Annotated in this window: 10 protein-coding genes; 9 read left to right on the top strand and 1 reads right to left on the bottom strand. The window is 34.6% G+C overall.

The genetic code is table 11. The features are described from left to right. Nucleotides 1-11: 11 nt before the first annotated feature. From L0669_RS06205 to L0669_RS06170, 8 genes are all read left to right on the top strand, one after another. A complete protein-coding gene (locus L0669_RS06205; protein ID WP_008466087.1) occupies nt 12-668 on the top strand; it encodes a hypothetical protein in 657 nt (218 codons plus the stop codon). A gap of 395 nt (nt 669-1,063) precedes the next feature. Beyond that, entirely contained in the window at nt 1,064-1,627 is a 564-nt protein-coding gene (locus tag L0669_RS06200; protein ID WP_173969084.1) for an RNA polymerase sigma factor, read from the top strand. Nucleotides 1,628-2,273: 646 nt separating this feature from the next. Further along, nucleotides 2,274-3,452 (top strand): FecR family protein, encoded by a 1,179-nt coding sequence (locus tag L0669_RS06195; protein WP_263762109.1) that lies wholly within the window; start codon nt 2,274-2,276, stop codon nt 3,450-3,452. 131 nt (nt 3,453-3,583) lie between these two features. Beyond that, nucleotides 3,584-6,856, top strand: coding sequence for a TonB-dependent receptor (locus L0669_RS06190; protein WP_263762107.1), 3,273 nt, complete (start codon nt 3,584-3,586; stop codon nt 6,854-6,856). Between the two features lie 8 nt (nt 6,857-6,864). After that, nucleotides 6,865-8,376 (top strand): RagB/SusD family nutrient uptake outer membrane protein, encoded by a 1,512-nt coding sequence (locus L0669_RS06185; RefSeq protein WP_173969087.1) that lies wholly within the window; start codon nt 6,865-6,867, stop codon nt 8,374-8,376. 17 nt (nt 8,377-8,393) lie between these two features. After that, complete coding sequence (locus L0669_RS06180; RefSeq protein WP_263762105.1) at nt 8,394-9,500, top strand: SusE domain-containing protein; 1,107 nt, start codon at nt 8,394-8,396, stop codon at nt 9,498-9,500. A gap of 132 nt (nt 9,501-9,632) precedes the next feature. Then, nucleotides 9,633-11,018, top strand: a complete 1,386-nt coding sequence (locus L0669_RS06175) for an alpha-amylase family glycosyl hydrolase (protein WP_263762103.1) — start codon at nt 9,633-9,635, stop codon at nt 11,016-11,018. 49 nt (nt 11,019-11,067) lie between these two features. Beyond that, the gene (locus L0669_RS06170; RefSeq protein WP_263762101.1) at nt 11,068-13,248 is read left to right on the top strand and encodes a glycoside hydrolase family 97 protein; all 2,181 of its coding nucleotides are present in this window, start codon (nt 11,068-11,070) and stop codon (nt 13,246-13,248) included. 142 nt (nt 13,249-13,390) lie between these two features. Here the strand turns inward: L0669_RS06170 and L0669_RS06165 are convergent, their stop codons facing one another. Then, nucleotides 13,391-13,945: a DUF5683 domain-containing protein gene (locus L0669_RS06165; protein WP_263762099.1), complete on the bottom strand. Its 555-nt coding sequence runs from the start codon at nt 13,943-13,945 to the stop codon at nt 13,391-13,393. A 223-nt stretch (nt 13,946-14,168) separates the two neighbouring features. On the opposite strand from L0669_RS06165, the gene L0669_RS06160 reads away from it, so the two are divergent. Beyond that, a complete protein-coding gene (locus L0669_RS06160) occupies nt 14,169-14,900 on the top strand; it encodes an AAA family ATPase (protein WP_263762097.1) in 732 nt (243 codons plus the stop codon). Nucleotides 14,901-15,028 lie beyond the last annotated feature (128 nt).

The following is a 15,028-nucleotide window of genomic DNA, read 5'->3' as shown; positions in this document are numbered from 1 at the left end:
GAAAAAAAATTATGAAAACCGTTTCTTCAATCGTCGAAAATTACATCAAAACAAAACCTTTTTTATTAAACGCGCTATCGCTTGGAATCATCAACCTGACGTCGCTTTCACGGAACATTATGACCGAATTAGAAAGTGAATTTGGCAAGGAAGTAAAACAAGGCGCTGTAGTAATGTCGTTGAAACGACTCACGGAGGAATTGGATTTTAAATTAAACCATAAAATCAATAAAGTAATTAAGAATATTGGCGAAATCACTGTTCGTTCTGAATTGACAGATTACACTTTTGCTGCTTCTGAAACTGTTCTGAACAAACAAGCTGATTTAATTTCTGATATTAATGCTTTATCTGACATCTTTTATACCTCATCTCGTGGTGTAAACGAAACTAACATCGTGGTTAGCAGCAGTGTAAATCATTTGGTAGAAAAGCATTTTATGCGCGAAAAACTAATTCAGAAATTAGATAATTTAGCTTCTATTACCGTAAAATTGCCAAAAGAAAACATCGTAGTTCCTGGTATTTATTATTTCATTTTTCAACGTTTGGCCTGGGAAGGAATCATCATTAATGAGGTAATTTCTACATCGAATGAATTCACTATTTTAGTTGGAGAAGATCAGGTTGATGTTGCTTTTAAGGTAATTAAAGACCTTAAAAACTAATAAATTTAAACATTACAGAATCCTCAAAGATTCTTTATTATAGTATCCTTTTATCTTTCTTTTCAGGAAAGGTAAAAGGATTTTTTATTGCTCTTTAAATTGTAAAATCGTCATTCCTTTTAATTACAAATAAGAATATTCGCAATAAATATCTGTCTTAATAATTAATTTAAAAAATATAAGCGCAAAACTTATTGACTTGATAAAAAGGGGCTTAACAATGGCTTTACTGGTATTCAGCATAAATTTTATTAAAAAAGATAGAATTAAGTTTTTTTTAATAAAATTTGTTGCGAATAATATTTTTATATATTTGCTAACCAGTCAGCAAATTAGAGTACCCATTTTGATAGTATGATAATATAATTAGATTTAAATATAGACTAATTAAATTAATGTCAGAAGCGATAGAGCATAGCGAAAAATTATTGGTGAGTGAACTCAAAAATGGCAACGAAAAGGCATTTCGTCAACTTTTTGATTTATACTATCAGGATATCTATGGATATAGCGTTAGTCTCTTAAAATCTAAAGAAGCTGCTGAAGAGAATGTTCAGGATGTTTTTATGAAAGTGTGGCAACATCGCGAAAACTTAAATCTGGAACAATCTTTTAAGGCTTATATTTTTACCATTGCCAGAAATCAGGCTTTTAATTGCCTGAATAAAGCAGCGAATGATATATTGCTCAAAGAAGAAATCTTTTACGAAAGCCAGAAATCTCATGAATATGGTGATTACCTGATTCGTGAAGCCGATTGTAAAAAACTTCGAAAGCAGGCCATGAAACAATTGCCACCAAAACGAAAGCAAATTTTTAAGATGTCCCGGAAAAAAGGCATGAGTTACGAAGAAATCAGTCAGGAACTCGGGATCTCAATCAATACAGTCAGGAACCAAATGAGCAAAGCATTAGAATCGATGCGAGTCTTTTTTCAAGTTCATGACGAAATTATCTAAACCAAAAAACCACATTTAACCATTAAAATCACTCTTTCCGGGTGATTTTTTTTGTGCTTAATTTAAGCTTAACCGCAAAGTGCGCAAAGGTTTACGCAAAGATCGCAAAGCTTGTCATCCTGATTTCTATAATAAACCAAATCTTTTTTTAGGAGCTAATCCCGCTATACGTTCCAATCTTTTGTGCCGAACACCGGCACAAAAGGATTTCCTCTGCTATCGGGGCTAGGGCAATCATTTTCATAATAATGTTTTCGCGTGGTTTGTCATCTTGACGAAGGAAGGATCACACTCGTGATTCCGATCCTAAAAGCACTAATCTTTGTCGATTTTCTAGTGTGATTTCTCCTTCGTCGAAATGACAAGACTGAGAAGTTTCTTTGACTTTTTCGCCACAAATTCCACGAATTTACACGAATGTAATTCTTCAATCTTTGTGGAAAATCTTCCTGCATCAGGACAACAAACGGATGATTTTTCAAAAAAAACAAAAATATTTTTAACTAAATAACCCCAACAAAATCAACACTTCACAAGTTTTTTGTTTCCATTAAAATGTTAAAATTAAAAAATTTACAACGTTTGAGTAGTACTCAACTTGTTTTCAACTGTATTATATAAAATCCCTACTTAAAATCAATTCGTAATGAATTCAAATTCTGAAATAAAGAGCCTTTTACAAAAGTTTGTTTTAAACCAATGTACGCCCGAAGAAACAAACGAGGTAATTGCCTATTATAAAAAAAATAAACTTACAGACGATTTTCCTACTGTAGAAGATATTCAGGATCTTTTGGGCGAAATGCCTAAAATGAGTCAACAAACGGCCGATTCTATCTTTGCTTCTATTTTATCAAGTACAAAAGAAGAGGAGTCTGTAATAGAAATCAATCCTAAGAAATCAAACTTCAAAAAATACATTTCGATTGCTGCATCAATTGTCGTTTTACTCGGAATTGGTTTTGCTTATCAAAAAGATATTTTCAAAACTAAAACTGAACCTAAATTCGATTTTAAAAGCACAGACATTGTATTGCAATTAGAAAATGGCAATACACAAATAATCTCTGAAAACAATAAAGTTGAAGTAAGAGATGCTGAAGGAAATGTGGTTGGAAATCAGGATGGAGATAAAATTGTTTACGATGATAATTCTGCTTTAGAAAAAACAACTTACAACACCATCAAAATTCCGTATGGCAAAAAATTCAGATTGCAATTGTCTGACGGAACTTTGGTGCATTTAAATGCAGGAACAACTTTAAGATATCCTGTAAAATTTATCGCTGGAGAAAACAGACAGGTATTTCTGGATGGAGAAGCCTTTTTTGATGTTGCCAAAGACAAAAAACATCCTTTTATAGTAAATGCCGATGCTTTGAATGTGCGCGTTTTAGGAACACATTTTAATGTTTCTAATTATCTCGAAGATGCTGCAACAGATGTTGTTCTGGTTGAAGGTTCTATTGGAATGTATCGCTCAAACGAGGAATTTGATGCTGCCAAAAATACGATTCTAAAACCTGGTTTTAAAGGAAGTTTCAACAGAGAAAATACTGTGATTTCTACCAAAGCTGTTATTACTGATATTTATACTTCATGGATCAATGGCGGATTGACTTTTAGAAATATGACTTTCAAAAATATTATTACAAAATTAGAAAGACGCTACAATGTCACCATTATAAATAAAAATGAAAAACTGGCAAATGAGAAATTCAACGCAAGTTTTAGCGATGAATCGATAGAAAAAGTGATGAGCTATTTTAATGATATTCATGGCATTAATTACACCATAAAAAACAATCAAATACTAATTAAATAACCACTAAAACCAATGAAAAAATATGAAGGACTAAAAGTACAAGAATAAAAAAATCGGAAAGAGCTGCGAACAATTTCCGATTTACTAAGTGATTGAATATAACGAATTAACTACAATCAATTAACAAAATTATGAAAAAAAAATCAAAGAATGTTGGGTTTAAATACCCAATGTTCCAATATGACCTAAAATTGAAACTAACTACACTACTTATTTTGGTCGCCATGTTTAATATCAGAGGGAATACTTATGCCCAAAAAACAAAAGTAACTCTTGAATTAAACAATTCAACAATCGAAAAGGTTATTGAGACCATAGAGCAAAAAACAGATTTCAGGTTTATTTATAAACTAAACGACATTGACTTAGATCGTACAATTTCTATTTCTGTAAAAGACCAGCCTATTAATATTGTTCTGGATAAACTTTTTAAAGGAACCTCAACAGAATTTAAAGTTAGGGATACTCAAATTATCTTAAAAAAGCCGGAACTCAAAACACAAAGCATACCTTATCAAAAACAAACCGTAACCGGAATTATTACAGACGAAAATGGCTTGCCTTTACCGGGTGCTTCGGTTACTGAAGAAGGAACAAGAAACGGAATGGTGACGGATTTTGACGGAAAATTTAAACTTACTGTCGAAAGCAGCGCATCTGTAATTGTTGTGTCTTTTGTAGGATATAAAGAAAAAAAAGTAGTGGCCAGCCAAAATGTTATCAACGTACAGCTTATTCCTGATGCTACAGATTTACAGGAAATAGTTGTTGTAGGTTACGGCACAACGGTTAAAAAAGATGTTACCGGAGCCGTTTCTTCAATTGCTGCCAAAGATATGAATCAGGGTGCTATTGTAAACCCACTACAATTAATTGCTGGTAAAGCTGCTGGTGTAAACATTACTCAAATTGGTAATGAACCGGGTTCAGGACCAAGCGTGCGTATTAGAGGAATTGGCTCTTTGATTGGAGGAAATGATCCTTTGGTAGTCGTAGACGGAATTCAGGGAAATATGGATTTGTTAAATCAGGTTCCGCCAAGCGAAATAGAAAGTATCGATGTTCTTAAAGATGCTTCTGCAACTGCTGTTTATGGTTCAAGAGGAGCTCCCGGAGTAATTATCGTAACCACTAAAAAAAATAAAGCAGGAAGAACTACACTAGAGTATACCGGATCTACTTCTTTAGATTTTATTCCAAAAAAACTCGATATGTTAAGTGCTGACCAATGGTGGAAAACGGCTCAGAGCGTTGGCGTTCCTTCATCTGCAAATCATGCTTCAGATACAGATTGGTATGGTCTTTTAACTCAAACCGGTGTAACACAAACGCACAGTTTGGCATTTGGCGGAGGAACAGATAAATTTAGCTATAGAGCTTCTATAACAGCTATTTTACAAGACGGAGTGGTAATAAACACTGGTAATAAAAAATATATTGGACGCGTTCAGGCTACACAAACAGCCCTTGATGATAAATTAAAATTGTCATTTAATTTAACTAACGGAATTAATAATACAGATCTTAGTATTGCAAATATCGGAACAGCCGCTTATTCATCAAATTTAATTACAAATGCTTATTTAATGCGACCAACAGATCCTGTTTTTAATCCTGATGGAAGCTATTTTACAGATCCAAATGTGTTTCAATATTTAAATCCTTATGCAGCTGCACAAACAGTTACTAATGAAAAACAAGAAGACAATTTATTTGGAAGCCTAAAGGCTGATCTGGATTTAGCTAAAGGATTATCCGCAAGCTGGTTTGGTAGCTGGAGAAAAACAAACACTTCTATTGGATATTTCCTTCCTGTACAATCAACAAATGCCTATGCAATTAGTCAAAATGGATATGCCAACATTAAAAATGAAAAGCAAGACGAAAAATTGATGAATGCAAGTCTTACTTATAAAAGAACATTTGGCATTCACAGCATCAACGCATTGGCTCTATATGAATGGCAAAACCAAACTTATCAGGGTAATTACGCTCAGGCAAAAGGTTTTGTTAGTGACAAAACGACTTACAACGCGTTGCAGTTGGGTGATCTATCAAAAGTGGCATCTGGAGATATAGAATCCTATAAAAATGACAGAACATTAGTATCGTTTTTAGGACGTGTAAATTATACTTTGCTTAATCGTTATTTATTTACGGGAAGTTTCAGACGAGATGGTTCATCTGTATTTGGTGTAAATAACAAATGGGGAGATTTCCCCTCTGCATCTGTAGCATGGCAAATCAACAAAGAGTCTTTTATGGGAACTCAAAATTTATTTAGCGAACTTAAATTACGCGTTGGATATGGTGTTACAGGTAACCAACAAGGTCTTTACCCTCAAAACTCACTTTCATTAGTAGGCAGACAGGGATTGGCTTATTTTGGAGGTTCATTAATCACCAATTTCGGTATTAGTCAAAATGCAAATGCTGATTTACAATGGGAAACCAAAAAACAAACCAATATTGGTTTAGACTTCGCTCTTTTAGACAATAGATTAAGAGGAACTGTAGATGTTTATGATGCTACAACAGATAATTTATTATTGGATTACACAGTATCACAACCTCCTTATGCTTATAATACCATCAAAGCAAATGTTGGAAGTATTTCAAATAAAGGTTTAGAGCTCTCTTTGGCTTATGATCTTATCAGAACAGAAAACAGTACACTTACATTAAGCGGTAATGCTTCGTTTATGAAAAACAAAGTACTTAAATTAAGCGGAAGTATTAATGGCGTTCCTTTAAATACAGATTATGTGGGATGGGGAGCTCCAAACTCTTTACTGGTTGAAGGAAAACCTGTGGGTGCCTTTTATCCTCTGCAGCATACAGGTGTAAATTCTAATGGTGTAGAAACCGTATTAGATCGTAACGGAGATGGCGCTATTGATCAAGGGGTTACAAGTGCCGATCGTTATTATGCAGGAACTGCGTTACCAACTTATACGTTTGCTTTTAATCCAAGCTACAGATACAAAAATTTTGATGCCTCTATGTTATGGAGAGGTTCAGGAGGAAATAAAGTGTACAATCAGCTTAATCAAAACCTAAGCATGCTTGAAAATACCGGTAAATCAAATATTTTACAAAGCGGTGTTGATAAAGGCATTCGTACTTCAACATACGCTTCTGATCTATGGTTAGAAGACGGTTCTTTTATACGATTAGAAAATGTTACAGCAGGTTACAGCTTCCGTTTTACTGATAAATATGTTGATTCAATCCGACTTTCACTTACTGGAAGTAATTTATTACTAATTACCAATTATACCGGTATTGATCCGGAATTAAACATAAGTGGAAGTGGCAAATCTGAAGACAATTTTGGAGGTGATAAAGGAATTTATCCTCGTACCAGAAGTATTGCATTTGGTTTAAGTGTAAAATTTAAATAGTAAAAGAAATGAAAATTAAAAATATATTGTTGGCAGGTGTATCTTTCCTGGCCTTATTTAGCTGTACTGACGTTAACGAAAATGTATACGACAAATATGCTGCAGATGACTTTTACTCAACTCCCGAAGGAGCCAATAGCGCTTTAGCAGGCATTTATGCACAGATTCCAGGAGAATTTACAAGAGATGGAGCTACTGGTGTTGGTTATGCAGGTGCAGACAATGGTTGGTATGATCTGAACTGTATGTCATCAGATGAGCAGGTTATTCCGCACAGAACCGATGGTAACTGGCAGGAGGATTATGCCCGTTTGCATAAACACACATGGTTACCTACCGAAGGGATCATTAACAATACCTGGAACTGGTTATACAAAGGTATTTTCAATGCTAATTTAGCAGTGGGATTATTAGAAAAATCAAATGCAGAAACGGCAAAAATTGCAGAAGCCAAAGTATTGCGTGCTTTTTTCTATTATTTATTAATAGATGATTTTGGAGATGTTCCTTTTTATACAGACAACAATGTTACTGTAGATAAAATTCCTCAGGCAAGCCGTAAAGAAGTATATAACTTTATTGTAAAAGAACTTACCGAAAATGTAGAATTACTTTATGGTACAAAAGGAGGCGATTTTTATGGCCGTTTCAACAAATGGGCAGGATATACATTACTAGCGAAAGTATATCTTAATGCAGAAGTTTATACTGGTGAAGCAAAATGGAGCGAGTGTTTAGCCGCTTGTAATAAAGTAAGCGATGGCGGATTTTCACTACACTCTGGTGAAGCCAATACATCTAGCCCACTTGGAAATAAATACTATGAGTTATTTGGGGATGTATCGCCTCAGGACGAAACCATTTTATCCATTTTTGCTACTATCGATATTTTATCACGTAATGTTTATGCAGTTAGAAGCCTCTCAGGACTAAATGCAAAAGCTTTATTTGGATATGATGGCTGGAACGGTACTATTGTTCCTAAAGATTTTTATCTGAGATATGCTGATAATGATATTCGTAAAAAACAATTTTTAGTAGGCGAACAGGCAGGTGGTGTTACTTATACATTAGATGTTCCCTCTTTAGATAATCCGGGAGCACCTCCGCAAGCTGGTGTTCGCAATATTAAGTTTTATCCGGCCGGATCGAATACAGGAGGCGGGGCTTCTAACGATTTTCCAATTTACAGATATGCCGATGTCATTTTAATGATGGCAGAATGTAATGTTCGTTTAGGAAATGCAGGAGCTGCAAAACCTTTTATAGACCAAATTAGAGTACGTGCGGGATTAGATGCATTAATTGCAAACCCAACTCTTGATGATGTCTACAACGAAAGAAGTCTTGAACTAAATTGGGAAGGACACAGAAGACAGGATATGATTCGCTTTAACAAATTTTTACTGCCAAATCAGTTCAGAGCGGAATCACCTGCTTATAGAAAATTATTCCCGATTCCTACATCTGCTTTAAATGCTAACAGAAGTTTAAAACAAAATCCAGGGTATCCAGGATAATAAAAAAGAAAACTACTATGAAAAAATATATAAGTAAATTATTTGTATTAGGCAGCTTGCTTTTGTTAGGTGTCTCCTGTGAAAATGATGCAGAATTAACGACCTTAAAAACTGTTCCTTTTTCGAGTACTATTGAAGCTTCGTCTATCACATTAGTGCTAAATGAAGAAACAGAAGATGAATCTGTAGAATTAATTTCATGGCCCGCTGTCAAATTTCCGGTTGGTACTCCTGTTACTTACGCATTGCAAATTGATGTAATTCCGGATATCACCGGACCAAAGGCGTGGCTAAAATCGAAACGAATAGAAGCGGGTGAAGATGTTTTAAGCAAAGCTATAATAGGGAGAGATTTAAACAAAATCGCCATAGACTTAGGGCTTTTGCCTAATGTTCCGGGAAAATTAGTTGTTCGTATAGAAGCCAGTGTAGATCATAAAGTTTACTCCGATTATATCACATTAATCGTTACTCCTTATGAAAAAAGTGTAGTTTTTGGCGAAATTTATATGCCAGGATTTTATCAGGGAGAATTTAATGTAGGAACTGCTGCTGCCTTAACGGCAATCTCAAAAGGGGTTTATCAGGGGTATGTAACACTTCCTGCTGGTAATGGTACTGATTTTAAATTAAATACTGGCAGAAACTGGGATCAATATTATGGTGCAGGAAATACCAACAATGATTTGAAAAATGCAAGCGAACCTAATTTCCATCTGCCTGGCGCAGGTTCCTACCAGATTAAAGTAAATTTAAATACACTGAAATGGTCTTCTACTCCGTATGCCTGGGGAATTGCAGGAGATGCAACACATGCACCAACACCTGAAGATAAAGATTACGGATGGAATAACGCTATTCCGATGTCATACGATCATCAAACTAAAACATGGAAAATTACTGCCAATTTATTACCTGGAGCTGTAAAGTTCAAATTAAATAATAATTGGTCAGTTAATTACGGACCTGCAGATTCATCAACAAACACGATTAATCTTGATAATGGAGGTGCTTATGGCATTAGCGAAGCAGGAACTTATGAAATCACTTTTAAAATAGATGAAGTTGATCCTGTGTCAAACGGTTATCCGGCAACTGCAACATGTACGATAGTTAAAAAATAATCTATAACAGTATTTAAAATTACAGTTTAGATTAGTTTGAGTTGATACCTGCCTTTTTTGAGCGAAAGGCAGGCTATCTTAAAAGTTTACATTCTCAAAACAAACTCTGGACGTATTAAAAAATTTAAAATTATGAAATCAAATATAAACATCGTTTATGCACTACTGCTTACGTTAGCGTTTGTTTCCTGTAGTTCATCTGATAACGATTCAGATTCAAATACACCTCCTGTTTATCCACAATATGGTGTCTCATTCGATAAAATGCCTAATAAAGAAGACGCCATCATTTATCAGGTAAATATTCGTTCTTTCAGTCAGGACGGAACATTAAAAGGTGTTCAGGACCGCCTGACTCAAATTCAGGAATTGGGGGTAAATGTGATTTATTTAATGCCTGTTTTTCCGGTTGGAAAAGAAAAAGCTGCGTCAGGACTGGGTTCACCTTATGCTGTAAAAGACTATAAAGCAATAAATCCAGATTTTGGAACTTTAAAAGATCTTCAGGTATTGGTTGAAGAAGCACACAAAAAAAACATGGCTGTGATTCTGGATTGGGTTGCCAATCATACGGCATGGGACAATGCCTGGATTACCCAACATCCAGATTGGTATCAAAAAGGTGCTGACGGTAAAATCATTATTCCTCCCGGGACAAATTATAATGATGTTGCCCAATTGGATTTTAACAATAGAGAAATGAAAGACGCCATGATTGATGCTATGGCTTACTGGGTTTACACTGCAAATATTGATGGTTTCAGATGCGATTATGCTGATTTTGTCCCACAGGATTTTTGGTCTGAAGCCATTTCAAAACTAAGAAACATTAAAAAAAACCAGAAAATATTAATGTTGGCAGAAGGCACAAAAGTGAGTCAGTTTAGATCTGGTTTTGATTATACTTTTGGATTTGGTTTTTTCAGTGCTTTACAAAAAGCATTTAAAGAAAACTTATCTGCAAGTACAATACAAAATGCAAATGCTGCAGAATATTCAACAAATTACGATGAGAACAATAAAATCGTAAGGTATACCAGCAATCACGATGTTAACTTTGCAGAAGGAACTCCAATTGAACTTTTTGGAGGTAAAAAAGGATCTGTAGCTACATTCGTTGTTGCCGCTTATATGAAATCTGTTCCGATGATTTATAACGGACAGGAAATTGGCTATGCCCAAAGAATCAATTATTTCGAAAAAAATCCAATTGACTGGTCAACTGCCGATTCAGAAATGTTGGCGCAATACAAAAAAATAATTGCTTTCAGAAACTCAAGTAATGCTATAAAAAAAGGAAGTTATACAGGATATAGCAGCGATGCTATAAGCGCTTTTACAATGGTAAAAGATGCTGAAAAAGTTCTGGTTCTTTCGAACTTGACTAATAATGATGTAAAATATCTTGTTGCAAATTCATTAAAAGGAACCTGGAAAGATGCTTTTACAGGAAACACAGTAACTCTTGGCGCTGAAATTACAGTTGCGCCATACCAATATTTAGTGCTAAAAAACTAATACCTACGCAACTTTAAAATTAGATTAGATTTGCAAAAAATTAAATAACATGAATTTTCAATTCCAAAAAATGCTGCTCCAGATTCGTTTGAGCAAAAAAATCGCGTTGTTACTTTTTCTTTGTGCCAATTCACTATGGATTCAGGCGCAGGAATTAACTTCGCCAAACAAAAATCTTTCTTTAAAATTTGAATTAAAAGAAGGCGGAATTCCGTCTTATCAATTATCATATAAACAAAAAGCAATTATAAAACCCAGTTCTTTAGGGTTAGAATTGAAGGATTTGCCTTCGTTTATGGATGGATTTACCATTACAAACACGGCACAATCTTCTGTAGATGAAAATTGGAATCCGGTTTTAGGTGAAGAAAAAACAATTCGCAACCATTACAACGAATTGGTTGTCACTTTAGCGCAAGCGAAAAACAACAACCGATACATTCGCATTCGTTTTCGTTTATTCAACGACGGATTAGGTTTTAGATATGAATTTCCAAAGCAAAATGATCTGAATTATTTTGTAATAAAAGAAGAACGTACTGAATTTAATCTGGCTGGTAATCATAAAATTTTCTGGATTCCGGGAGATTACGATACTAATGAATATGCTTATACGACTTCAAAGATTTCAGAAATTCCTTCTTTGATGAAAAAAGCGACAATTGAAATTAATGCACAGCAGCCAATCAAAGAACTTTCTATACAGACGCCATCGATGATGAAATCTGACGACGGTTTATACATTAACATTCACGAAGCAGGATTAATTAATTATCCGGCAATGTATCTTGAAGTTGATGCTAAAACCAATAAAATGGTAAGTCATTTAGCACCAGATGCAGTTGGTGCAAAAGGTTATATGCAAACAGATGCGCAATCGCCTTGGAGAACTATTGTAGTAAGCGATAAAGCAACAGATATCTTGGCATCAAAATTAATCCTGAACCTCAACGATCCAACAAGTTATAAAGATGTTTCGTGGATTAAACCTGTAAAATACATCGGGATTTGGTGGGAATATTTTGTAGCCGGAAAAAGTACATGGGCTTTCGGAAAAGAAAACAACGTAAAAATGACGAATGATTTCACCAAACTTACTCCAAACGGAAAACACGGAGCTACTACAGAACGCGCAAAAGAATACATTGATTTTGCTTCTAAAAATGGTTTCGATGCGATTCTTATTGAAGGTTGGAACATTGGTTGGGAAGACTGGATTGGAAATTGGAAAGAAGATGTTTTTGATTATGTAACAGCTTATCCGGATTTTGATGTAAAAGCGGTTCATGCTTATGCAGCTTCAAAAGGTGTAAAAATTATCATGCACCACGAAACTTCAGGATCAGCAACCAATTATGAGCGTCGTTTAGATCGTGCGTTTCAGTTTATGAATGACAACGGTTATGATGCTGTAAAAACAGGTTATGTAGGTAAAATTATTCCGCGTGGCGAACACCATGACGGTCAATGGATGGTGAATCATTATATTAATGTAGCCAAACGTGCAGCCGATTATAAAATCATGATTAACAGCCATGAAGCTGTGCGTCCAACGGGTTTAAACAGAACTTTCCCAAACTGGATTGCACAAGAATCTGCCCGCGGAACCGAGTTTGAATCTATGGGAGGTTTAGCTCCGGATCACACTACGATTTTGCCATTTACCCGTTTAATGGGAGGCCCAATGGATTATACTCCGGGAATTTTTCAGACAGATCTTTCGTATTACGGAACAGGAAGTTCGCAACGTGTCAATACCACTTTGGTAAAACAATTAGCTTACTATGTTACAATGTACAGTCCGTTGCAAATGGCGGCAGATATTCCGGGGAATTACGAGCGTTTTCCAGATGCATTTCAGTTCATTAAAGATGTTGCTGTAGATTGGGATAACAGTTATATCCTCGAAGCTGAACCTGGAGATTATATCACGATTGCCCGTAAAGCAAAAGGTAAAAATGAATGGTTTGTTGGCGGAATTACCGACGAAAATTCAAGAACGGCCAACATTACTTTTGATTATTTACCAGCCGGAAAAAAATTCATCGCTACGATTTATGCTGATGCAAAAGAAGCCAACTGGAACGTAAATCCACAAAAATATACGGTGACTAAAGTTGTAATAAACTCAAAAACAATTTTAAAACAATATTTAGCCCCAGGCGGCGGTGTTGCCATTAGCATTAAAGAAGGAAATGCTACAGAATTGAAGGGATTGAAAAAACTGTAAATTCTATTGAATTGAAAAACCAAAGGCGTATGAAATTCTCATACGCCGTTTTTTATTTTAAAGCAGTTAGCCACAGATTAAAAAGATTCTCACAGATTATAAAATCTTTTTAATCCTTTTATAATTTACAAGTTTGAAGCTCTTAAAAAGAGTAGGAACAAGCAAGACCGAAATTATTATTGAATGCAATATCATTTTTTATAATCGCAGGTTTAAAGGCTAATCTTTCACTTACATTAAACTGTGACAAAGCGGCGTCAATATTTGCGTCTATAATATTCAAAACATAAAACCCGACGATAAATAAAGCGGATAAATCTCTGTTTCGTTGAAATTGCTTTTGGGCAGATACTAACTGACTTTCACTTAAGTTGGACAAAAATTCAGAACCACTGGTGTTTCCGGCAAGTCTCTTTTTATATTCGTCTCTGTAAATATTATAGTTTTTCTGACTATCGATATAAAAGTAAGTACTCGTTCCTATTGCTCCATAAACCAAAGGAAGTTTCCAATATTTTTTATTATAAATCTGTCCTAAACCAGGAAAAATAGCCGAGTAAAATGCTGCTTTTGCAGGACGAAGCGGATCAATTTCTTCTAATTTTAGAGAATCATTTAAAACGATTTGTTTCTTTTCCTGAGCGAAAATTGAGGTTAATCCAAAAAATAAAAACAAGAGAATAAATTGATATTGCATAGAGAAGTTTGCTTTAAAATTTCTCTCAAAGAAAACTTATTAGTTCTAAGGATTTTCCTAAGTAAAAGATAAATAAAACTTAATCTTTAGATTTTTAGAATAGTTTTTTTGCTACGAATTAAACTCATAATATAAACTTTATGGAAGTTTATCGCAAAACAAATTAAGGAACTCCTACGCTTAAATGTTTTATTTTTGGGCATTCAAATTAAAATAATTCATAATGATAACAGACAAACCTTATTTAAAAGAGATTTCACTTAAAAGAGATTTGATTGAGAGTTATGAACAATATCCCTTTACGATACCTTCTATAAAAGGATTGGACAAAGTAGAATTTCACCCCGATGTTACATTTATTGTAGGAGAAAATGGCTCTGGAAAATCTACTTTAATAGAAGCTATTGCTTTAAATATGGGACTTGGACAAGAAGGAGGAAGTAAACATGCTCGTTTTAGTACGCATCAAAATATTTCAGGTCTTTTTAATTATTTGAAGATTGTCAAAAGTTATAGCCTTCCAAAAGATTATTATTTTCTTCGTGCCGAAAGTTTTTACAACCTTGCCACTTACATGGAAGAAACTGATAATCTACAAGGAACGGGACACTCTTTACATGAATGTTCTCATGGTGAATCTTTCATGAAAATCCTTACTGAAAGATTAGGTGGTAACGGACTTTATATATTTGATGAGCCCGAAGCTGCTTTATCTCCTATGAGACAACTTACGATGTTTACGGCAATAGATGAGCATGTAAAAAACAATTCACAATTTATAATTGCTACTCATTCTCCAATTCTCTTGGCCTATCCAAATGCCATAATATATCAACTGGATGAAAAAGGAATAAGACAAATCGATTATGAAGAAACCGAACATTATCTGGTTACCAAAGGTTTTCTGAATAATTATAAAAATATGACTGAGATTTTATTAGATCATAACAAATAGAACTACCAAATTTCTCACCTAGCCCCGATAGGACTGAAAATCCTTTTGTGCCGGGGTTCGGCATAAAAGATTGCAAGGGATAGCGGGACTAAAGCTCTTATGAAACGAAATAGATCTGCTCCTAAAAA

The organism is Flavobacterium bizetiae, assembly GCF_024271895.1.
In the GTDB taxonomy this organism is placed as follows: Bacteria; Bacteroidota; Bacteroidia; order Flavobacteriales; family Flavobacteriaceae; genus Flavobacterium; species Flavobacterium bizetiae.
Note: the sequence above shows the minus strand (reverse complement) of the source record. Positions and strands in the feature narration are given on the sequence as shown.